This window comes from Lacipirellula parvula, assembly GCF_009177095.1.
GTDB lineage: Bacteria > Planctomycetota > Planctomycetia > Pirellulales > Lacipirellulaceae > Lacipirellula > Lacipirellula parvula.
Map to the genome: position 1 here is coordinate 4,234,437 of NZ_AP021861.1, position 21,805 is coordinate 4,256,241.

The window sequence follows — 21,805 nt, forward strand, 5'->3', positions numbered from 1 at the left end:
GCAGGGTTCGGGGTTCAGCGAATGCGGGAAACTTCGCACCGCTCGTTTGGTCATTTGCCAATCGGCCTGCCAAACGGGTCGGTTCGCGTTGCTTGTCTGGGCGCCGCGCCGTTGCCATTCTCAAAATCGGTGCGGATTTGCTGGATCATTTGATTGAAGCCGGGGAAGGCTTCGGTGGTAACTTTCGGATCGGTGAGCGTGCCGTCGACGTAGAGCTGCATCAGGTTGCCGCTCGTTTGGCCGACGATGTGTTTCACCATCGGTAGGGCGTACTCGCGCGGGCCGAGTTCGGCGCGGAACAGCAGTTTCACGTGTTCGTCGAAGCCGGTCTCGCCGTAGCCGTAGAGGTCGACGACGTCGCCGAGGAAGTCGATGCGGCTGAGCGTGATGTGGGGGCCCTGGATGCGGAACTCGATGTCGCTTTGGTTGAACGCGGTGCTGTCGGGGGCGCCGTGGCGGAGGATTTTCAGCAGGCTGACCAGGATCGGCAGTTCGTAGATGTTGGCTTCGCGGATGTGGACTTTTCCATCGCCGGTGAGACGGGCGAGCGACGGGCCTTCGCCAGCGATGGCGACGTTGCCGTCGATCTTGCCCGAGAACGACTGCCGCGCGCCGAAGCGCTCGACCATCATGCGGTTCAGATCGGCGCCGGCGATCGCGACTTCGGCGCTATACTGCGGGGTGTGGGCGAAGCGGACCCAGGCGTTGCTGACCATCGTGCCGCCGTAGACGTTGCCGGAGACGCGGCGTTCGGGTTGGCCTGTTTGTTCGGTCGCCCACTTGCCGAAGAGGGCGCGACTTTCATCGACCCACATCGGGCCCTTCACGTTGGTGAGCTGAATTCCCTGGTAGGCGACGCTTTCGAGATCGAGTTCGCCTTCGCTGAAGCTTTGCTGTTGGTTCGAACGACCGCGGAGGTGGACCGAGCCCGAGGCGCTTTCGACGTCGATGCCACAGTGGAGATCCGTCTGATGGCATTCGAGGTTCAGATCCCACGTCGTCTCCAGCGGCGAGATCGCAGAAGCGGCCTGGCGGAAGGCTAGCTCGCTGCCGTGCAAGGCGAACGTGCCGCTGGGGCGGAGCGAATCGATCAGCCGGCGGAGATTCTCGGGCATCGCGGTCATCAGCGCGGGGCGGACTTTGATGCCATCGGCCCAGAGTCCGCTGAGGATGAACTCCCAGCCGCGGTCGCTCGTGAACGTTCCGCGTCCCTTGGTGCCCAGCGTCACGCCATCCTGGTGACGTGCGGTAAGGTTGTCGATGGTCACCGTACCGTCGTAGTACGAAATGGTCCCCGTCACGTCTTCCATGTAGTATTCGAAGAATTGCGGCCGCAGCGTCGACTTAGCTTGCGGCTCGACGACGACGCTGAACGTCGGCGCCCCTTGGCCCATGCGATGGCGCACGTCGGCGGTGACGTTGATTGAGCCGTTCGGCTGAAGCATCTTCCAGCCGTTGCGGACTGGTTCGGGTAGCGCTTCGAATAGGCTGAGGTCGAGCGGCACCTGCTGACCTTCGAAGTGGAGCCAAAGTTCGTGCGGGCCGCCGGGTTGGACCGGCATCAGTTGGCCGCGGGCGTTGATCGTTTGGCGGCCGCCCGATTGGAAATTCGAAAAGGTAAACTGATCGCCTTGCGCGGAGATCACGCCTTGGATCTTCTGCAGCGGGTAGGGGAAGGCGTCGTAGTTCACGCGACCATCGGTGACGCTGATCTGCATCGAGATCTGCGGCTTGTCGCCAGGGTTCGGCCGTTGAATCTGCCAATAGTCGAGATTGAATTTGCCGGCGGGGTGGATCGACGCGATCACGTTGCGCGGGGCGCCGTCGGCGGTTTCGGCAATGCGCTGATCGACGGCGGCGATGACGCGATCGTCGACTTCGAGATTTTGTCCGGAGATCTTCGCCCAACCGGCGGCGCCAGGTTTGGGGTCGGTCACTTGGGCGACGATGTTCACGCGTTGCCCGCCCGCCGTCAGGCCAAACAGGTTGACGTCGAGGAGCGCCGGCGCGCCGCGTTGGTCGTCGCGGGGCTTGAACGAGATCGTGCCGGCGCCGCCGTTGAGGCGATAAGCGAACTTTTCGGATTCGAACGACAACTCGCGTCCGGTGAGCGTCGCCGCGGGCGACCACTTCAAGCCGTCGAAGCGGGCGGCGAGGGCTCCGTCGACGACGCCGTGCGGCGAGTAGTTGTCCCACTCTTCGCCTAGGACGCCGGCAATTTTCATCGGCGGACCATGCTGCGGATCGGCGGCGGCCGCTAAGGTACGACGAAGTTCCGCATCGAGCGGCACGTTGTCGAGTCGCGCGGTCAGCGCGACGCCCGCGTTCGGCGCCCAGCCGCGACGGTTGAGCGCGACGGCCAAGATCGCAGCGCCCCACTTGGCGCGAAGGTCGTCGACTTTCAATTCTTGCGGATCGAGCTGAATCCGTGCGGTGAGTTCGGTGATCGGTCGAGCCAAACGCGGGTCTTCGACGCGGCCGCCGCGAACAAGCAATGTCGCGTTTCCCGTCGGCAGGGCGCCGCTCGAGCGCTGCCAAGCGCCGTTCAGCGTGCCGTCGACCGTCGCGCTGATTCGAGTTCCCGCGACCGCCGGCGGAAGGGCAGGGCGGATCCAAGCGATAAGTTGCTCGTCGAGTTGAATCCCTTTCAACTGCGCTGTCGCCGCGACCGCTTGCTGCGGTCCATCGACCGTGCCCTGTAGTTCGAATTGCTTGAGTTGCGGGCCGATCCCGGTCGCTTCGATTTTGAGCGAGGGCCAACCGCCGGTTGCCGGCGCCTGCGCCGTCGGCGTGACCGTGAGATCGATGTCGCGAAGCAGAATCGGTTGGCTGTCGGGAGCGCCTTCGTTGGCGAGCGTTGCTTCCGCTTTCCGAATGACGATCGGCGGGATGGGCATCCCGCTCGGGTGACGCGGAATGAGTTGATCGAAGTTCCAAACGCCCGCGGCGTTGCGGAACAACGAGATCCGCGGACGGCTGACTTCGACGCGTTGGATCGGCGGCGTGCCGTGCATGAGCGTCGTGATCTCGACGTCGCACACGATAAGGAGTTCGTCGACGACGAGCAGTTCATCGCGGAGTTGGCGGTCGCCCTTGGGCACGAACTCAACGTCGTAGACGACGATGCCGCGACCTTCCATCAACCGCGCACCGCCAACGGTAACGTCGAGGTGCGGGTAGCGCTCGCCGATGAACGCCTCGACGTGGCGGCGGATCTCGTCATCCATCCGCACGTACATGTAGAGACCGATCGTCACCACGCCGACGAGCGCGAGCCCGACGCCGAACTTGAAGACCGACCAACAGACGTTGACGATGCGGCTAACGATGGCGGCAGCTTCCTTGCTTTGGCCACGATGGATCTGTTTTGTCACGCGCTGCCCGACCGCGCGTCGTCATGAGCGCGGAATGGGCGGCGATATTTGCGCAAACTAAGCTACGGATAGTAGATGCGGCGGCGCCTGGCGGTCAAGACAACGTCTCGCAACGCAGTGATAGCACGCCTGGCGCGGAACGGCTCGCGCGGATGTCGCCGGGAAGATTGAGAGGCGGAGCGCCTTCCGGCGACTGAGCAAACTGGGCAAGCTGTCGCCACCAGCTGTAGGTCATCGATTGCTCAGGCCATGCCGCCGAGCGCCACGCTTGGCGGAGGGCTTCGCTCACCAGGAGCGGCGGAGCGACGGCGAGCGGTTTCGTCTGCAGTTCGATGCCGATGACAAGTCCGCTTGCGGAGCGCTCGTCAGTGAGCTGGCATGCTGCTAGCAACGCAGCGGCTTGCTCGTCGATGAACGCTTGCGCTGCAGCGGCTTGCTCGGCGGCGCGCAAGATGGCTCCCTCGGCATTTTTACCGAAACGCTCGCGAATGGGAGGGAGCAGCTCGTGACGCACGGCGTTGCGGGCGGCGACTTCGGCGTCTTGGTTCGTTTCGTCCTCACGCGACGCCTGGCCGATGGCGGCCAGGTAGTCGGTGATTTCGCTACGGCCGATGCCGAGCAGCGGGCGAATGGCGACGACGCTGGGCGACAATGGCCGGCTGGCGGGCATGCCGGCCAAACCGCGAAGGCCCGAACCGCGCAGCAAGCGGAACAGAATCGTTTCGAGTTGATCGTCGCGATGATGACCCAGCGCGACGAAGCGGGCGCCGAGCGTCTCCGCCATGCGGGTGAGAATTGCGTAGCGGGTCGTTCGCGCCGCTTCTTCCATGCCGTCGCCGCGGACTTCGGCGACTTCGCCGACGTTCGCTTTTTCGATGAACAGCGGCACGCCGAGCCGGCGGCACTCAAACGCTAACCACTCGGCGTCGGCAGTGGATTGGTCGCCGCGCAGTGAATGGTCAACGTGTCCGGCAAAGAGCTTCCCGGCGCCGCCGACTTGCTGCTTGGCGGCAAGGAGCGCGCAAAGGAGCGCCACGCTGTCAGGCCCGCCCGAGAGGGCGACGAGCACATGGATGTCGCACCACGCCGTCGCTGGCCAAGCGGCAAGCAAGCGGGCAGGCAAATCAGTGGTGGGCGGCAATGGCGGCATGCGATCCAGCATATCGCAGCAGCCGCGGGTCAACGACCCGCCGGAGCGGTGAAACAAAGGCCCCAAACACCAAATGCAACCGCCAAGGACGCCAAGAGCGCCAAGGAAGAAATCAGGAACCACCGATAAATGCGAATGAACGCAAATGAGAAGCAGAGATCGATAAGTAACGCCCCAGCCAGCGGCTGCGCTACTTATCTCATATTCACTCACCTGTGGCCGTCGACGGTTTCAAACTTCCCGCTTTTCCCTGGCGTCCTTGGCGGTTAATCTTCTTTTGTTTCGCTCCGGCGGCCCGCGTACTCGCGGCAAGAAACTCGTTGACCCGCGGTTACTGCTAGCGGTTGTTGCTGGCATTGACTTGAAATCTGGCGATTTCTATTAAAGTCGCGCGGCCTCTTCGTCCGACGAGGTCGAACTTTGCGCTCTGCGCTACTCCAGCCGATGGCTGAGCTGCTATGGAACTCGCTGCCAAACGACAACTGCGCATGATGCTTCGCCGACAGGCGCCGATGCTCGCTGCGCTGGTCGCCGCCATCGTCTGCATGAGCGGGGAGGCGGCCGCGCAAGTGATGATGGGCGCCGACGGCGCCGTGCATCTCGATGCAATTGGCGACGTCCCCGCGACGCCGCCAATTATTGTGCAGCAACAGCCGCAACTGGTCGGCCCGGCGATGGCGGGCGGGCCGATGATTGGCGGAACTCCAACGGTTGCGGGCGGCGTGCCGTGGCAGACGGCCATCGGCGGCACAGCTCAACCCTATGGGGCGTGCAGCGTCCCGTTCGCGCCGTGTGCACCAGTCGCGATGCAAGTCGTCGAGCAGCCACCGCCGATCTTATTCTCGTTCTTCGGCGAGTTTCTGTACCTCAATCCAACGGGCGTCGACGTCGCTCACGCCCAACAGGTCCGCACTCCGGGCGTGCCGCTGGGGCAGATCGCTCAGACCGACATCGGCTACAATCCCGGTTTCCGCATCGGCGGCGACATGGCGATGAGCCAACATTCGAGCATTGCCGCTTCGTACACCTACTTCGAGAGCGATGCATCGAACTCGATCGGCCCGCCCACGATTAACGGCATTCCGGGCTCCGTCGATTCGTTAGTCCACTTTCCGGGACTCAACCTCGGCGCATCGGCAACCGGGCTGACTGCTAGGAGCGAGTTCGACTTCCAACTCGCCGATATCGAGTACCGCACGCGGCTGCGGCAAGGCGAGCGCTACTGGATCAACGGCGGCCTGGGTCTGCGGTACGGCAAGCTCGAACAATCCTTCGGCCAGACCGGCGAGTTCTTGTCGGGCCAGATCGATACGCAATCAGACGTCGACTTCGACGGCGGCGGCATGAAGCTGGCTCTCGACGGCGGTCGCAACATCGGCAGCCGCGGCTTCTCGCTCTACGGCCGCACAAGCCTATCGCCGATGGCGGGCAGCTTTCGCTCGACTTATTCGATGACGAACGTCGACCTCGATTCGACGTTTGTGCAGGCGAACTGGAACGATCAGCGGATCACGACGCTGCTCGACTACGAAGTCGGCGTCGCCTGGACTGGTCCCCGCGGCCGCTGGCGGTTCGCCGCCGGGTACACGCAGTCGTTCTGGTTCAATGCCGTGACGACCAGCGACTACATCGACGCCGTGCAGTCGAGCAACTACGGCGGCGTGTCGGATACGATCATGCTGAACGGACTGACGGCGCGGGTGGAGCACTTGTGGTAGGGCGGGCTTTCATCGATCAAGCCTCCAGCCCATCCGGCTAGCCTCGCCCCGCCTTGATCTCATCGCCTGGCGAAGCTGTCTGCCCAGATGACGGCGGGCGCCGATTTTTCTGGCTGCTCCGCCGGAATTCAGCCCAAAAACCGGCGTCGACGCCGGCAATTAAGCCCGAGGCAATTGACGCCGAGCCAAATCGACGTAGGTTATTGGGATGCCTGCCGGCCTTGGTCGGTAACTCATGCCGGAGTGGCGGAATTGGCAGACGCGCTGGACTCAAAATCCAGTGCCCGCAAGGGCGTGCCGGTTCAAGTCCGGCCTCCGGTACTCCGTTGGTGAAAAGGACTTGGAGCGATATTGCTCCAAGTCCTTTTCTCATTTCTGAAACGAATTCTGACGCAAATCTGACGCAGCCCGGTTCTATCGGGACGATGCGGCGATAGTCTCTGATGATGCCGCCCCCTAGCATTGGCCAACACCAATCTAGGGGATAGCTCAAAGTGGCATGGCTCGAATTCGATGACGCAGCAGAGCGCTACCGCATCCGTTTTCGTTTCGACGGACGGCAATACAAGCGATCGCTCAAGACCGCCGACGGCAGGGAAGCCAGGGCCATGCTTGGCCGGATCGAAGAGACGATCCTTCTGATTGAGCGGGGAAGAATTACGCTCCCTGAAAACGCTGATCCTGCAACTTTCATCCTGTCGGATGGAAAGAGAACGGGGGAAAAGCCCGAGCGTGACGCGCTGACCCTTAAGACACTCTTCACCACCTACACGGATGAGCTTCCCAAAGGCGTGAAGGAAGAATCGACTCTCCAGGGCGAGGGGATTCACATCAAGCATCTCCTGAAACATTTAAGGAGCAGCGCGACGGTTCAAAACCTAAGCGTCTCTGAAGTTCAGGGGTATGTGAAGAGTCGAGCGAAGGACAAGTGGCGGGGGAAGCCTATTCGCTCAGAGACGATCAAGAAAGAACTCACAACGCTTCGTCTCATCTGGAACTGGGCGGTTGAGCAGGGATATCTCACCGGACCGTCGCCGGTCCGAGGAATCAAATACCCAAAGCTAAACGAGAAGCAGATCTTTCGAACGACTCAGGAGATTCAGCAGATCGTTTCTCGCGGGGGAATCTCTGAGGACGAGGAACGGGAGCTGTGGGACGGGCTCTATCTCACGCGGGTCGAGACAGGCGAGCTGCTGGCCCACGTTGAAGCGCAGTGCTGCCAGAGCTTTGTCTATCCCATGTTTCTCTTCGCCGCTCACACAGGAGCGAGACGTAGCGAGATTCTTCGCTCTAGAATCGATGACATCGATTTTATGTCGATGACCGTTCAGATTAGGGAAAAGAAAAAGAGTCGCTCGAAAGCCATGACCTTTCGCCGGGTTGATCTCACGACCTCCCTCGCACGGATACTGAAGAGCTGGTTCAACGAGCATCCGGGCGGACAGTACACGATCTCAGCCGACGGACTTAATCCGCTGACGGTTCACACGGCACACGACAAGTTTAAGCGGGCACTGAAAGGCACGAAGTGGGGCAAGGTTCGAGGCTTCCACGTTCTACGGCACTCCTTCGCCTCCAACCTCGCCGCTGGCGGCGTTGACGGGCGAATCATCTCGGAGTTTATGGGCCACACAACTCTTGAGATGGAGCGGAGGTATCGCCACCTGATGCCCGACATCAGAAAGCGAGCAATCGAACTACTCGTTTCGTAGCTCAATCACTCAGTGAGTGGACGACAAAATAAAAGAAACCCGCGAAGGACGCATCACGCGGCTCTTCGAGGGTTTCGCGTCGTTTAAACTTTCGATTCCTAGCTATAGGACGGCTCGGCGCCATCCAGATATTCAGTATTCTTCTTAGGCTTGGGCGGTACCTGCCTCTTATGGTCAGGTTTGTACGCTCTAGCCTCACGCGCTTCGCGGTTCTTCTTGGCTTGGGCCGCACTGTGCAATCCCTCCGCGACGTAGCGAAGGTACTCGTCATGCGTGATACGCCACTCGTTGTGCACTCCGCGCCCTCCGGCCGTCTTAACGGCACGAAGTTTACCTACGAGACAGTAGTGGGCAACGGTTTCCGCAATTAGACGGCCCTCTAACACCGGGGGGAAAGTTTTACTGGTGTAGTAAGTTCGGACCGGAGCCACCACGGGCTTATCGCCGAGGTCTTTCTCAATAGAGGCGAGCCTCTCAATGATCGCGACGAGCTTTGCCGCTAGATCAACGACCGTTCCCCAGATACTGATCAGCAAGCTGAAGATCCACTGAATCGCGTTTGACTCGAGGAAGCTTTGAAACAGCGATATCGGACTCTCTTCGGCGTTCTCTGTTCTCGCTTCACTCCATTCCTCGCGGTGTCGACTGGCGTATTCGTCGTCGTCTTCCTCTGCACTACTGGCGACCGTTGCCATTTCGTTTCCTTTCCCTGCTATAGACCGGTGTCAGGCGGCGAAGTGCTCCACGGGACATCACACTTGCGGTACAAGCTTGTTAGTTACGCAGCTCGTGCAATTTCGGTCGGAATTCTTTGGAAAAAGTTCGAACTTTCAAAATAGGTAGGGGAGGGAAGACTTTCCGCATCCTTGTCCGCTGATTTCTAGCCGGAGCGCTTCAAGTCAGAAATCAACTGGCCCAAGGGATCGGGCTTCGCCCTCAGCAGCCTTTTCCGGCTCACCTTCCTCACTGTGAGCCCTCCGCGACAGCAACCTTGTGCCAGACGGGAAGTCTGTCACGGCGCTTGCTCTGCCGCTCCGGTTCACGCTCTTCGTCAGGATGAGCCGTCTACAAGGCGGTCCGGCCTTCGGCCGGGCAATGTTTCTGTTTCCTCTCCGTAAGGGCCGCCTTCTTGTTTGCCATGCAGGGGCGAACAAACAAGAACGCGGCCCTCACTGCGAGGAAAACTTCTCCGGGGAGATTCCAGGCGGATTATCTCGGCTGACTACTGAGGGCCAAGTCAGTCGCTTTAGATAAAGGAAAAAACAACATGGCATGGAGACCACACAAACAACTAATCGAAGGCTTTCTCGACAACACCACCGCAGGGAAGGTGACCGGGTGGCTGAGATTTGCCGGGTTACCTGAGAAGGTGACCTTGGACCTTGAAGGACACTTCCACCGGGATATCAGGGGTGCCGCACTGAAACTCCTTCCACCACCACCGCTAGACGACGGCGACAGCTACATGGAGGGCTTCAACGTGCTTCAGACGGGGAGTGCGGGCGACATTACAGCAGGACTCGAACCGGCTGATTATGTTCGCTACCCCTACATCGAATGGTACTCGGCCACGAATGGGCGCGTCGTTATTGAGCTGAACCCCGAAGACATCGAGGTGATAGGCACTCCACGATCCCACGCGGAAGAGCAGCCAGTCGATCGCGAACAGCAAGACCAGAACATGGAACGGTTCTTGTCGGGCGTCTGCGAAAACCTCGCTACTTCCAACAGTAAATAGATTAACGAGCGGGCGGGTAACTCCGCCCGCTTCAAGGAGACTACACCATGACCACCACGAAATTTAGCACAGGTAACATCTTCACCACTCCGGGCGTCGCTCGACATGTACTCCTTGGGGAAATCGCTTCGGCACTCACCCGGCACTCACGAGGAGACTGGGGAACCGTCGGCAAAGAGGACTGGGAAGAGAACGAACTTTCTCTTACTCACGGCTATCGCCTCTTCTCCGTTTACCAGACAACCTCCGGACAAAAGTTCTGGATAATTACTGAGGCCGATAGATCATCGACTACTGTTCTCCTTCCTGAAGAATACTAGCCGCATTCACTAATTCCGCTGCCTCAGCCATGACAACTGAGGCAGCTTCACCGGATTCTACCCGGACGACACGGCCATAGCGACCTTCCTGGACACACGCGATCATTCGCTCATCAGCCATTGAGCACTGGTACACCTCAAGCCGCACCTCAGTCGGCTGTCCGTCACCGAACTCGTTACGCCAACTGACCTTCTGATTTCTGCCCGGTTCGCCCTCCCACTGATTCAAGATGCTGGGCAAATGTTCGGGAGAATGTTCCGCCGCCGATTTCGCCAATGCCGCCACACCTGACTCACCGAGACGAGGAAGTTTTGAGGACGTTAGTCTTACGCGTCCGCTGCATCACCGCGTCGATCGTCGCAGCTTACTTCTGGCCGTCGCTTGCTAGTGGGACCAAGCAAGCAGAAAGGCGCATGTCGGCGCTTGAGGTAGCGGGTTGGTTAAGAAGTGAGAGGCGGTTCGCGAAGCGACTTCCGCGACTCAATATGCCGATCGCCACTTGGTCACCGGGCGACCCAGTGATTGAATTCGGAAAGATCTCCTACCTCCTGAAGCACCGCTTTAATTTTCCGGCAACTACCTGCCGGATCTACATCGCATCCATGAAGGCAGCCAATCGATACGGTGGTGTGGGGGACCGGCCACCTAGAAACTCAGAAACGAGTCACGATCTTGGGCTCGCCCAGGTATATCTCGAACTGAGAATGAAAGGAGTAATCGGCGATGCCGAATGGGTTTCAGAAGGAAACATGAAGGTGAAGTCCGGTGAGAAGGTTCCCGATGCACTCATACGGACTCGCGACGGCAGAGCAACTGTGATCGAGTTTGGAGGCGAGTATTCAAAGATGAAATTACGCGACTTCCACCTCTACTGCGAAGCACTCTGCCTGAGGTACGAAATATGGTAACGCCCGTTCAGAAGGCAATCCTGCGACACATCGCCAGATACCAGGTATCCCTCCGCCCTGTGATAGATCGGAAGTTCTTCAACGGTAAGTCCGGCGGCTGCGGGAAGGCAATTGCCGACCTCAAAACGCAAAAACTTATCGAGTCAAAGGAACACGGAATCGCAGATGCCAAGAATTCGAAAGCGAACTTCACGCTCTACCATCTCTCGCTGTCCGCGACCCGTTTAGTGGGGGCTACCGCGCGTCGAGCAAATGCTCCCGGACCTACCGCCATACCCCGAAGTCTGGCGATCCTTTGGTACTGCTGTATGCGTAAGACGCCAAGTTACCGGCTCGAAGCCCGCGAGGTGAAGCAAGTATTCCTTCCGGGGGTAGGAGGTTCAACTCGTAAGGACGGAAAGATTCCCGGATTCCACTGCCTCTCCCCCGGACCCGAATTCCACATTTCGAACGTTTCCGTGCCGAAGGCTTCGCTGGCCGAAACAGTCAGCGAGCTGAAAAAGAATGTCCGCAACGCCAGAGAAATCCCTGAATTGGCGGAGGCCATTGCCTTGAAGCGGTACCGTTATCTGGTATTAGTCGAGTCCTCTGAAATGTGTGACCAATTACGAGTCGCACTCAGTCAGACGATTGGCCAGCAGGGAGTGGCATTTTTCGTCACTCGTGCGCCAGGTTCCTGGGGAGTGAGCAGTGGAGAAGTGGGACTTAGAGGACGACGATCTCGGCAAGATTCAAAAGCCTAAGCCGCTCACGACCCCACGTGACAAGACTGGAGGATTTCCCCTCCTATACATCTGGCCAAACGTCCCGCTTCTTGGCCGCGCGTTCATTCTTCATGTCCAAGTAGCTCTGGCGATTCCGCTAGTTCTTGCCACAAGTCTGACTCTTTATCGTTCCGGAACTCTTCCGATTGCCGTCATCGGAAGCTTTCCAGTCACCTTTCTAATCTGTACTTGGAACTACATCCGTCTATTACGGTTAAGGAAAAGACAGCTGGAATCTCCGTTTCCACCACACCCGCTGCTCATTCAACGCGAACCAGATGTTATCTGGTATCTGATCGCACCCACGCTGTATGTTCCGATTGGCCTGTTAGTTGGATCGATTCTGAGCATCTGGTTTGGAAACCGCTTCGTTGCGACGTTTATTCCCGCGCTCATCTCGTTTGCTGCCTTCTATAAATTCGGAGGAAGACCGATTGAGTTCTACTTCGAACACATGATCTGCCAACCGTTCATGCCCGCCGAGTACCGTCACGAGAAGCCCTCTAAAGACGGCCAACCAAACATGCTGCTACTGGGAGGCCTCTTGGTTGCGATCGTGACACTCCCAATTCTCATCTCTACAAGTGTCGCGATAGCAGCGGTTGCTGGATTTGTCGGGTGGTTTCTCTGGGTCCGATCGAAGCGAGTTCGGGACGGCAACGATAGTCAGATCGTTCTCTACTTCGTCGTTCAGGCGTACCGTGTCGCACGAACGTACGTCGATTATCCGACCGTCTTCGAATCAGCCAGATCGCTCGACGATGCAAATCAGTGGCTCCCGCCTTCAACTCAGCTAGTACGGCGTTGCATCTTTTTCGGTCTAATTGGCAGTCTCTACGCCGCATTGATCTTGGGCCTCACATACTACTGCCCGTGGGACATCTTCGCTTCGCTGTTCGTAATGCCAAACGAATCCGCTTTGGTAACCGGCGATGACTTGCTGCACGGCTACAGTTGGCTCTTCGCTCCTTTCCTCCACATACCACTGGCCTCGCCACTCGCGCCTTACCTTCTCTGCTTTGGCATCGCAGTCATTCTCTTCCTGACCCTTCCCCCCGCAATTCTCCTTGCAATCTACTATCCGCGACTGGTCGAACTCGAACGGCTCCATCAAGAGCTGAAGAGAAACGTGAAGCATACCGAAATGTGAGGTCCGCAATGTTGTACCGCGAAACTCTGGCACCCGAGCAAACCCTTTGGCAGAGGATTCAATCTCACAAGGAATCTTCGACACGCATCGATCAGCGACGTAGCATCACGTTCGGTATCGATCCGAAAACAAACGCGGTGATATCTGTTCCGGCGCAGCTTTTCTATAATGGCCACGCCGTGATCTTCGGCAGCACCGGCTCTGGCAAAACAACCGGAACACTCTTGCCCGCGGTGCTCCAGTTCATCCGCGGCCACCGTGACATTACTGGCGCATGGGCACCGAAGAACCCGGTTTTCGTTTTTGATTTGAAAGGAGATAACGGCTTTTTTCACGCCGTGAAGCGAGCCGCAGAGAACGACAACCGATCGTTCCGCCATCTCTCCTGCGAGCCAGGCAATGGTTACTACTTTCTCGACCCATTCGAGTTTATATCGCCGAAATCCACGTCTGCACTTACGCTAGCGTCCGACTGGATTCGCTCACTCGGCTTAGACAACGGAATCGTCTACGGCGGTCAGTATTTTACTGCGCAGAACTTCGTACTTCTGAAGCAAGCCTTCAAGGACATGCTCAGGGTGGGCGGACAGCTTTCTATCGGCACTCTCGCCATTCAGCTCGCACGCCGCGCCAGAGAAAAAGGCAACGCCGACGCCAAACACATTTCTTTGTGCCTGGATACGCTCGCGGAATACCCGCAGATCAATCTAAGCGCCCACGCTGCGATGCCTTCACAGCGAATTGATTTCGCTGACGCAATCGAGAAGGGCGACGTAGTCTACTTTCACCTTGAACTGAACCAGACTGCCACAAGTCTTCGCGAGGTAGCGGCAATCGCGCTCACGACTCTAATTCAAGCGGCGAAACTTCGACGCAGGAAAGGACTTCCAAAGAAATCGATTCATGTCGTAGTGGACGAATTTTTTCACATCGCAGGCAAAGCGTTCGGTGATCTGCTCTCCACATGCCGCGCTTGGGGCATTCAATTCGTACTTGCAACTCAATACCTGACGCAACTTAAGACACATGACCGCGATCTGCCGGATGGCGTATTAACAAACACCGCGATTAAGCAGTTCTACTCAGGAGCCACCCCCGAGGAGATCGAGTTTCTTCGAGATGAGTCGGGCAAAGCTCGCGACTTGAAATACGGCAAAACAACATCAAGAAAAGGTGATGGATACTCGACTTCCGAAACTGACGGTTGGTTCCTAGATGAGGACGCAATACGCGCCGTCAGTGATGAGAAGATGCATTCGGTCCTTCTCGTCAACGATGGGCTCACGTACGGCCCCGGCACGAGAACTCGAATTTGCCGGGCACTCTATCCAATACTTATAATCGAGCACCTCCGCTTCGACAATGAGCCACTACCGAACTATCCGAACGGTGATCTTGCGGACCTAAGGCCTTGGAACACTGCCGACGCCTCGCCCCCCAGTTCTGCTAAAAGCAAAGCGAGTAAGCGAACGTTCACAGACGAAGAGCTGCTGAGAGATGATGAACTTCAGTCCCGAATGGAATCGCTACACACCGCACTTACAGCGTGAGCAGATGTATGTCTACAAAAGACAAAAGGCCCCCATGGGCCATTTTGTCTCGCACATCAAATGAATGTGCTTCATATATCCTCCGTGACATATTCCCCGAGCAACGCTCAGGTACGTTTCCTAAAGTGCCGCCAAATTAGGCCCTAGGCGGCAAGGGTAAAAAAAGTTTTTGAGTAGCACCGATCGGGATGTTAATCTCGCAGGCATGCAACGCAAACACAAAGACATCGTATGGGGCTTTAGCTGGCTGGTTCCTAAAGACGTGCCACCGGACTTTATCGCTTCAGTCGAAAGCGCACTCGGGCCCATCTGCGGGTGGCAAGGGTACGTAACGCTGGCACTTGTGCTCAGCACACTCGTTGTTATACCAGCCGTCCTTTTCTATCTCTGGCTACCCATGCTAGCCCTCGCAGGACAAGTATCGGCGATAGTCTATTGGTGCAGTCTGCTGTACCGCGAGATGTTGAACAATGAAAACAACATCCCGAAGAATGATAAGTCAAAATAGCGCAAATCTATTGCTGCTATCGCAGGTGACCACGATAGGTAACTGCTAAAAACCATCCCGAAGGATGGCCGGCCACAAAATTGGCCTACTGACTTAGAACCGACGTGTCGTAGCAAGAATGCAAGACATCCAGCCGATTCCAATGAGAGAAGGAACCAGAAGCGCGAGCATTATAAATGCTAAGCGTCTCCAGAACCTCTCCCACATGCCTGGCTCCTGATGTAGTTCAATCTTCACCACATTTCCGTCGCGATCCAAAGTCACTATCCGTTTCTCAGTCATGGTTGTCTCCTCATATTAGTTGTCATTCACAATTGAACGAACCGAAGTACGCTCAACGGTGGAAGACGAAAGGAAGTACCATGAGTGACCGACGGACATGGAAGAGCATCCATTGCTCAGGAAAGGCCATCCTTGAATCGATGGTTGCGAATATGGGCAAACGCATCGAAGAAAAACGGGGATAGATGTCAGAGGGTAGTTGTTTCCTATGTGGAAATTCTACCCGGGTAAGCTTTTACGACCATACGCGTGGCATCCGGGTACCGTCCGGGAACAATTTCACCCGCTCGCCAAAAAACCACTATATTGATCGACTGCCGCATCGATCGCGGATACCTGAAAGGATTACTCTCGAAAGGAAAATCCAGCCGTGTCTTACTACGACGATCTGGGTGTCTCGTCAGTCGCTTCAAGCGACGATATTGATAAGGCTTACCGAGCACTCGCACAGAAGCTCCATCCAGATCGCAACCCTGCAAATAAGAGTCAGGCGGAACTTCAGTTCAAACGAGTGCAGGAGGCGTACGAAGTCCTGTCAGATCCACACAAGCGACAGGCGTACGACTCAATTTTTGCATCACGGAAGTCAACTCCTGAGCCTCCGCCAGCAGCTCCCAAGAATCCGATCGCTCGACCGACTTCGCCAAAGTCGACGCCTCCACCGGCGCCGCCACGCGCCGCACTCCAGGAGAAATCAAAATCCCTCTGGAGTAAGCCTGTCGTCGGCGTCGGAATTGCTGCGACGCTATTACTAGTTGCCGCCGCTGCAACTGTTGCCAGTAGGCCGCCAACTGAAGTTACGCCGGAGACAGTATCGCAAGACGAGATCGAAGAGCGTGCAGAACACCTGAAGAATCAGCAGAAGCTTGCTGAGATTGAAGAGGAAGAAAGGAAGCGGGTTATCCAGATCGCCCTCGCTACTGCCAAGCTCAAGAAAGTAAGAACCGAAGGCGACCGGGCATTAGCACTCGTAAACGAGCTGAATTCAGAACTCGCAGCTTGGGACAAAGAGGTGGTGCCGCTAATGAATAACGATCGCGGAAAGTACATAGCGGCCAGTGAAGAGGGGACTCGCACATTCGCAGCCAGGTTTGAAGTCAAGCGTCCCACAAGTTCGGACGCGGCAGCAGCCGCAGATCGCATCAACCTCCTTCTTACACCAGTCTCAGCGGAACTCGCGAAGACTTCTCCTACGTGGGAACCTGATGCAACGCTCACAGAAGCAATTCTAGAAGAAATGAACGCAACCGAAGCCATGCTTCGGCAGGCGAGGGAGCCAAGGCAACAGATCATTGCGCTAATTGAGGTAGGCAAGCGAAGTGGCAAGCCAAGTGATATCAGTCTAGAAGATGCGATCGCTCAACTAAAAGCAAAAGAGCAGGCTTCGCTCGCTGCGATCGAAAGTGCAAATCAAAAGAAGATCGCCGAGAAAAAAGCTGAACAGATGGCAGCGGCGGGAGTAGAGGCCGTTAACGACATCGAGAAAGATACCGCTGCATCAAGAGAAGCGGCTCAAGCTGAAGCCGAGAATAAAAAGCTCCTCGTGAAAGCGGGTAGCGGGAAAACCAAAGCTCTCCTTAGCTTCTTCCTTATGAAGGGGCACCTTCAAGCAGATCTTACCGAGACTGCTGAGAAGAGACCGTTCTCGCTCGCGAGACTTGAAGGACGAGGCTGCCTCGACAAGACTCCTGAAGGACAAACCCGGCTGCTTCATTGCCTATGCACAAGTTACGAAAAAGAACGCCCGACTTGGAAAACAACTCCGTACTTGAGCGACCTGACAGATACTCAACGGCAAAAGCTTGAGCGGATGCAGGACGCTTTGATTGAGCTCGGTCCAGCGCTCGTTGAACTTCAACTGCTCGATCCTTGAAGCAGTCGATCTTCTCAATTGCGAATACGTTTCACCGGTAGACAGCCCATCGGTAAAAGCTGTCGGCGGTATATCGCCGCGTGACTACCGTTAAACGTCGTTTCCTCGATTGCAATTCCCAAGGTAGTGTGTGCATCATAAAGGACGTTATGATGCATTGTCGGGGAACCGACGACTTCAGCAAAATCGGGTTTAGATAGCCCGTCCTGAACGTTGGAGAGAATGGCAAAGAGAGACGCCCCCGCAATAATTTCTAAGCCGAACGATTTGGCACGTGGTGGCTTTGATCGACTGCCGCCCATTGTTTCGAACTCCGGTGCTGCCGCATCGGTAAAGTTCATTGAGTTTTTCGCAGTTACGATTCGTAATCGAAATACTCGGGCTGCGTACGTTCAAGCAGTGCTTCAATTTCTGTCTTGGTGCGAAGCACGGAATATACGGTCGCTCCGAGACGTGCAACCTGTAACCATTGCACTCTACATTGAGAAGCACGAACTTTCGGTTCCCACAATCAAGCAGCATTTGGCCGCAATCCGGAAGCTATTCGACTGGCTCGTCACCGGCCAAATCATTCCCTATAGTCCTGCGACTTCGGTTCGCGGACCGCGACACGTGGTGACACGCGGCAAGACGCCGATTCTGTCCGTGGATCAGGCGCGCTCATTGTTGGATTCAATCGACACTTCAACGATAGTTGGTCTTCGCGACCGCGCGTTGATTGGGATCATGGTGTATAGCTTTGCTCGGGTCACCGCCGTAATCAAAATGCGAAGACGCGATTACTTTCAAGATCGCAAACGCTGGAAGTTTCGCCTTCACGAGAAAGGCGGAAAGCGTCACGACGTCCCCGCTCATCACAACGCTGAGGAATATCTGGACGCCTATCTCGATGCCGCTACTTTTGAGAAGGACGCGAAGGCCCTGCTCTTCCGAACGATTGACCGCAAAGGGATGATGACTAATCGGGGAATGTCTCGAACTGACGTTTTAAAAATGGTTAAGCGTCGCGCAAAGAAAGCTGGACTTCCTTTCTCGACCTGTTGCCACACCTTTCGAGGAACTGGCATCACAGCCTACCTGGAAAATGGCGGCACGATCGAGAACGCTCAGGCAATCGCCGCACACGCCAGTCCAAAGACTACGAAGCTCTACGACCGAACGAGCGACGAAATCACTTTGGATGAGATTGAGCGGATCGTAATCTGAATCGCTAGATCTGAACTCTGATCTCGGCTTCAGTTCTAACACGAATTGGTGCGAGTGCTGGGTACTTGTGCCTAATCTCAGCGTACAGGTCGCCTTTGAATTTTTCTGCCGTGATCGTGAGGACGACAGCATAATCAAACCGCGCTGATGCACCATTACGACCGATCGCATGCAGCGTCATGAATGGCTCAAAAATACTCGATGCCATTTTCGATTTCGTTCGACGCACCAAAGGCTCCCACTTGCAATCGAGAGCTCGCTTGGCGAGTTCGTCCTTATACTCATTCCCAGATTCAGTCAGGGGGAATGTCGATTGCGTCCAGCGCTCTTTCAAGAGTTCCTTGACTTCCGCTTTGTCATTTATCAGATGGAGCTTCTTCGGTCTGGCACTCAGGCCTTTCGGTGGCGAGAAATTGAATCGCTGACTATGCGGGTAAAACGTTTCTTCCAAACAGCATGACGTGTAGTCACTCGGATGCATCGGATCCACGGGAGCAAGTGAAGCGACAGTCCACGTTACTTGCAGTTTTCCTGGAATGGCAACTCGGTCGGGCCACGGTATGGGGAGACGAACAACCTTGGTCGGCAGAATGACGCCCTGAAATACAACCGTCACGCTCTTGTCCGTGCAGAACAATAAGTCATCGATTCCGTCAGCGATGCAACCATGCCCAAGTAAGTGATCGGGAGTCTTGCTCGGATGGCGCGCAGTATGAGCCAGTAACGCTCGACCAAGTAGTGCCGAACTTCGCTCAAAACTTGCGGTGGCCTGTCCGCACAGGCGCGCCGCGTTCGGTGACGCGAAGCTCGTTCCCCACTGAAGCAGCTTTTGCCCAGCGGTAGTCGAAACGAGATGCATTGGCGAATTGTCACAACCTCCAAACGCCGCGACATCAGGCTTTACCTTGCCGCATTCCCGACCGGGACCTTTACAGGAATACGGAGCATGAACTCTATCCGTTCCGGACAGCGTGTACGCCCCCACTCCGATTCCGTGGACGACATCCGAAGGAGCTTGAATTCGGTCGTAGCCTGAGACAGTTCCGTCGTTGCCCACAGCAATGACGAAGGCAACCTTGTGCCGATGCGCGAGATCATCCAGGACATATGTGAACCGTGAGATCGGATCATCTTCGACCGGTCCGCGTGGGCCGAAACTCAGATTGAAAACCTTGATATCGGGCCTCGCGGGAACCGCTCGCTCGATTACGTCGATCGATTCGAATAAGTCCTCATCAAGGCGGTCGGAAGTCGGTAATGCTCTAATGCTCACGACGTAGACTGGGGGCGTAGGCGTGCGTCCCGTCATGCCGTTCAGAGGCCCATGAAGTATCGCACCCGCAACGGCAGTGCCGTGAGCGACGCAATCAACATCCGGTGGCGTCGCGATCCCCAGCGACAGGTCCTCCTCGACATGCCCCAGGAGCAACGGGACCGTTGGATCGAGGCCTCCATCGAACATGCCAACCTTAATCGTCGATCGAGTCGTCGACGTAGGCGGCAGTGGCGCGACAGATGATGGAGCGTTGCGAAGATTCGGCAAGCCGCCAAAGCTGAGCGGATGAGCGGCTCTAAGAGGGTTCGTCCCAGCTAATGCATTTAGCATTTGTCGAGTGGCCCGGCACGAAACAAACGTTGGACCGTTTGGGTAAGGTCGTATCGTGCTGCGCTCCGGGTCTACCCCCGCCTCTTCGAACAGTTGAAAGAGGAACTCTTTCTGCCGCCCCGAATCTACTCGACTGGGATGAAGGGTGAGTTCAATCCGACCCTCACGCCACTCCTTGCTGAATCCATGAATCTGTTCTGCGGGATCAAGCAGATCGAACTTCTCGACCCGGCGCACTGCGTCGCGAAATTGTTTCGTAAGCTGGTTCTCAGTGCGATCTAGGTGTCGCACGAGGCGCTTGAAACCCTCCTCGGGACCTTGCACGAAAACAAGCCGTCCCGTTATTTCTTTCTCCTCCTCCTGGATTTTCTTCGTCACACGCTTAGTTGGAGCAACGTCTTCAATCTTCGAGCGGTAACTGCGCGATCCGACGTTACGCAGTTCAGGGACTTCTGAAAAGATCGCTGTGGGCTCGTAAGATTTTGCGATCGCGTCGGGATGAAGTCTTAGACAGAAGACCGCTTCTTCCTCCAACCTTTTCTCGACCGGCAACGAGTTAAATAGATCGAGCGTCGTAGCAACGCCCGATTTGAGTAGCGTGCGCGCCTCGTCGTAGGTTCTCGGGGGCTCTGGAGATCGGCCGCGGAACGCTTTTTCAACGCCCTCGACGTACTTTTCGCCGCTTCCAAGAATGAGTCGTCGCTGCCCGTCAGCCATCGATAACTTCCTTACCTAAGTGGTGCTGGATCGTTGACGGACTCTTACCAAAAATCTCTGCAAGTTCACGCACAGTAAAGGGGCGGTCGTCGCCGCTTTGAATTTTTCTCAAAAGCGGTCCGAGCGATTTACTATCCAGTGTGTTTTCCATCCTCGTCTGGAACTCGTGCATGACGCTCTTCTGTAGCGGAACCTGCCAAGATAAGTGATGACGAACCGCTGCTTGCATCAGCCCTTGAACGTCCGCCGCAGTGGATCCCTCCATTGCATTTGCAAAGGCACTGATAAGCTTATCCGAAAGCTCCGATGAAAAGCGACCCGCTGCGCGTTCTAAAATCGCACGACGTTCGTCTTTTCCGGGCAGAGGTAAGGCGAGAACTATATCGAATCGGCGCCGTATCGCAGGATCTAGAAGGCCCGGATGATTAGTTGCCGCAATCAATACAGACTGCAAGGGCCAGTCTTCCAGCTCCTTAAGCAATACATTCACGATACGCTTTAGCTCTCCCATCTCCGTCGAATCGTCTCGCCGCTTTGCAATTGCGTCAAATTCATCAAGTAGCAAAACGCATTTACGCGAGCGAGCGTAATCCAAAACACGGCGAATATTGAAGCCGGTCTTACCGAGAAAACTTGAAATGGATGTTGCGAGATCAAGGGAAACCAATGGCAGCTTCAACTTGAAGGCGAGCCATGAGGCGAGCATCGTCTTGCCAGTACCCGGCTCCCCCACAAGAAGGACTGATCTTGGGGGTGAGAACCCCTCGACGAGCAGTCGCTCCTGATCGTTCCGCTCCATCAAGAACTGCTCCACCTGACGATTGAGGGCTTCAGGCAAAATAGGCGGAGCGGAATCCTCGGTTGAATCGAGGCGTACGAGTGGCAGACCTTCTTCCGCGTCAGTCGGCGGAGGTCCAGATTCTTTCCAGCGAAGCCCGGAAGGGTTGCTTGAGTACTGGGAGAGAATTGCACCAAGTTCACTTCCAAGTTCAGGGTTCTCGCGTTTGAGTGCTCGAATCACTTTCAGCAGAATCAATTCCAGACGCTGAGTGTCGCCAGCTAACCCAGCTTCCGCAATTTTTCCAATCCACTGCTGCCACAGTTCTGTTCGAGCCACGCGATATCCTTTTCGAAAGTCGAACGCTGATTTCAGGCCGTTTTCCAGCGATTGCTGAGCGGCTGTTCGATGACATCGAAAAGTATCGCCAAAATCGAACATGAACTCAAG

The 21,805-nt window shown here is 56.5% G+C and carries 16 protein-coding genes and 1 tRNA gene; 11 read left to right on the top strand and 6 right to left on the bottom strand.

What is annotated here, in order from left to right:
• Window positions 1–50 precede the first annotated feature (50 nt).
• Together PLANPX_RS16470 and tilS are read right to left on the bottom strand one after the other, a co-directional pair.
• Window positions 51–3,374: an AsmA-like C-terminal region-containing protein gene (locus PLANPX_RS16470; RefSeq protein WP_152099787.1), complete on the bottom strand. Its 3,324-nt coding sequence runs from the start codon at window positions 3,372–3,374 to the stop codon at window positions 51–53.
• A 94-nt stretch (window positions 3,375–3,468) separates the two neighbouring features.
• Window positions 3,469–4,524 (bottom strand): tRNA lysidine(34) synthetase TilS, encoded by a 1,056-nt coding sequence (tilS, locus tag PLANPX_RS16475; protein ID WP_232536145.1) that lies wholly within the window; start codon window positions 4,522–4,524, stop codon window positions 3,469–3,471.
• Window positions 4,525–5,012: 488 nt separating this feature from the next.
• On the opposite strand from tilS, the gene PLANPX_RS16480 reads away from it, so the two are divergent.
• From PLANPX_RS16480 to PLANPX_RS16490, 3 genes are all read left to right on the top strand, one after another.
• Entirely contained in the window at window positions 5,013–6,242 is a 1,230-nt protein-coding gene (locus PLANPX_RS16480) for an Lpg1974 family pore-forming outer membrane protein (protein ID WP_152099789.1), read from the top strand.
• 237 nt (window positions 6,243–6,479) lie between these two features.
• Window positions 6,480–6,563 (top strand) — tRNA-Leu (locus tag PLANPX_RS16485).
• A 173-nt stretch (window positions 6,564–6,736) separates the two neighbouring features.
• The gene (locus PLANPX_RS16490; protein WP_152099790.1) at window positions 6,737–7,954 is read left to right on the top strand and encodes a tyrosine-type recombinase/integrase; all 1,218 of its coding nucleotides are present in this window, start codon (window positions 6,737–6,739) and stop codon (window positions 7,952–7,954) included.
• A gap of 98 nt (window positions 7,955–8,052) precedes the next feature.
• On the opposite strand, the gene PLANPX_RS16495 is transcribed toward PLANPX_RS16490, so the two are convergent.
• Complete coding sequence (locus PLANPX_RS16495) at window positions 8,053–8,649, bottom strand: hypothetical protein (RefSeq protein WP_152099791.1); 597 nt, start codon at window positions 8,647–8,649, stop codon at window positions 8,053–8,055.
• Between the two features lie 572 nt (window positions 8,650–9,221).
• Here PLANPX_RS16495 and PLANPX_RS16500 point away from each other — a divergent pair.
• From PLANPX_RS16500 to PLANPX_RS28470, 7 genes are all read left to right on the top strand, one after another.
• A complete protein-coding gene (locus PLANPX_RS16500; RefSeq protein WP_152099792.1) occupies window positions 9,222–9,692 on the top strand; it encodes a hypothetical protein in 471 nt (156 codons plus the stop codon).
• A 47-nt stretch (window positions 9,693–9,739) separates the two neighbouring features.
• Window positions 9,740–10,012, top strand: a complete 273-nt coding sequence (locus PLANPX_RS16505) for a hypothetical protein (protein WP_152099793.1) — start codon at window positions 9,740–9,742, stop codon at window positions 10,010–10,012.
• A 486-nt stretch (window positions 10,013–10,498) separates the two neighbouring features.
• Window positions 10,499–10,921 (top strand): hypothetical protein, encoded by a 423-nt coding sequence (locus PLANPX_RS16510; protein ID WP_152099794.1) that lies wholly within the window; start codon window positions 10,499–10,501, stop codon window positions 10,919–10,921.
• Window positions 10,915–11,664, top strand: coding sequence for a hypothetical protein (locus PLANPX_RS16515; protein WP_152099795.1), 750 nt, complete (start codon window positions 10,915–10,917; stop codon window positions 11,662–11,664). Before PLANPX_RS16510 ends, PLANPX_RS16515 begins: the two co-directional genes overlap by 7 nt.
• The gene (locus PLANPX_RS16520) at window positions 11,612–12,835 is read left to right on the top strand and encodes a hypothetical protein (RefSeq protein ID WP_152099796.1); all 1,224 of its coding nucleotides are present in this window, start codon (window positions 11,612–11,614) and stop codon (window positions 12,833–12,835) included. Before PLANPX_RS16515 ends, PLANPX_RS16520 begins: the two co-directional genes overlap by 53 nt.
• A gap of 8 nt (window positions 12,836–12,843) precedes the next feature.
• Window positions 12,844–14,385, top strand: coding sequence for a type IV secretory system conjugative DNA transfer family protein (locus tag PLANPX_RS16525; protein WP_152099797.1), 1,542 nt, complete (start codon window positions 12,844–12,846; stop codon window positions 14,383–14,385).
• Window positions 14,386–15,545: 1,160 nt separating this feature from the next.
• Window positions 15,546–17,048, top strand: coding sequence for a DnaJ domain-containing protein (locus PLANPX_RS28470; protein WP_152099798.1), 1,503 nt, complete (start codon window positions 15,546–15,548; stop codon window positions 17,046–17,048).
• A 14-nt stretch (window positions 17,049–17,062) separates the two neighbouring features.
• Here PLANPX_RS28470 and PLANPX_RS27425 read toward each other — a convergent pair whose 3' ends face one another.
• Complete coding sequence (locus PLANPX_RS27425; RefSeq protein ID WP_172991748.1) at window positions 17,063–17,389, bottom strand: hypothetical protein; 327 nt, start codon at window positions 17,387–17,389, stop codon at window positions 17,063–17,065.
• Here PLANPX_RS27425 and PLANPX_RS16535 point away from each other — a divergent pair.
• The gene (locus tag PLANPX_RS16535) at window positions 17,271–18,254 is read left to right on the top strand and encodes a tyrosine-type recombinase/integrase (RefSeq protein WP_152099799.1); all 984 of its coding nucleotides are present in this window, start codon (window positions 17,271–17,273) and stop codon (window positions 18,252–18,254) included. The two genes, PLANPX_RS27425 and PLANPX_RS16535, sit on opposite strands and share 119 nt — an antisense overlap.
• 4 nt (window positions 18,255–18,258) lie before the next feature.
• Here the strand turns inward: PLANPX_RS16535 and PLANPX_RS16540 are convergent, their stop codons facing one another.
• Both PLANPX_RS16540 and PLANPX_RS16545 read right to left on the bottom strand, forming a co-directional pair.
• Window positions 18,259–20,577, bottom strand: a complete 2,319-nt coding sequence (locus tag PLANPX_RS16540) for a S8 family peptidase (RefSeq protein WP_152099800.1) — start codon at window positions 20,575–20,577, stop codon at window positions 18,259–18,261.
• The gene (locus tag PLANPX_RS16545; protein WP_152101907.1) at window positions 20,570–21,796 is read right to left on the bottom strand and encodes an AAA family ATPase; all 1,227 of its coding nucleotides are present in this window, start codon (window positions 21,794–21,796) and stop codon (window positions 20,570–20,572) included. Before PLANPX_RS16545 ends, PLANPX_RS16540 begins: the two co-directional genes overlap by 8 nt.
• Window positions 21,797–21,805: the final 9 nt, after the last annotated feature.

Coding starts and splice junctions, on each gene's coding strand:
- tilS (WP_232536145.1), bottom strand. CDS start 4,524: ATGCCGCCATTGCCGCCCACCACTGATTTGCCTGCCCGCTTGCTTGCC.
- PLANPX_RS16480 (WP_152099789.1), top strand. CDS start 5,013: ATGATGCTTCGCCGACAGGCGCCGATGCTCGCTGCGCTGGTCGCCGCC.
- PLANPX_RS16495 (WP_152099791.1), bottom strand. CDS start 8,649: ATGGCAACGGTCGCCAGTAGTGCAGAGGAAGACGACGACGAATACGCC.
- PLANPX_RS16500 (WP_152099792.1), top strand. CDS start 9,222: ATGGCATGGAGACCACACAAACAACTAATCGAAGGCTTTCTCGACAAC.
- PLANPX_RS16505 (WP_152099793.1), top strand. CDS start 9,740: ATGACCACCACGAAATTTAGCACAGGTAACATCTTCACCACTCCGGGC.
- PLANPX_RS16510 (WP_152099794.1), top strand. CDS start 10,499: ATGCCGATCGCCACTTGGTCACCGGGCGACCCAGTGATTGAATTCGGA.
- PLANPX_RS16515 (WP_152099795.1), top strand. CDS start 10,915: ATGGTAACGCCCGTTCAGAAGGCAATCCTGCGACACATCGCCAGATAC.
- PLANPX_RS16525 (WP_152099797.1), top strand. CDS start 12,844: ATGTTGTACCGCGAAACTCTGGCACCCGAGCAAACCCTTTGGCAGAGG.
- PLANPX_RS16535 (WP_152099799.1), top strand. CDS start 17,271: ATGGCAAAGAGAGACGCCCCCGCAATAATTTCTAAGCCGAACGATTTG.
- PLANPX_RS27425 (WP_172991748.1), bottom strand. CDS start 17,389: ATGAACTTTACCGATGCGGCAGCACCGGAGTTCGAAACAATGGGCGGC.
- PLANPX_RS16540 (WP_152099800.1), bottom strand. CDS start 20,577: ATGGCTGACGGGCAGCGACGACTCATTCTTGGAAGCGGCGAAAAGTAC.
- PLANPX_RS16545 (WP_152101907.1), bottom strand. CDS start 21,796: ATGTTCGATTTTGGCGATACTTTTCGATGTCATCGAACAGCCGCTCAG.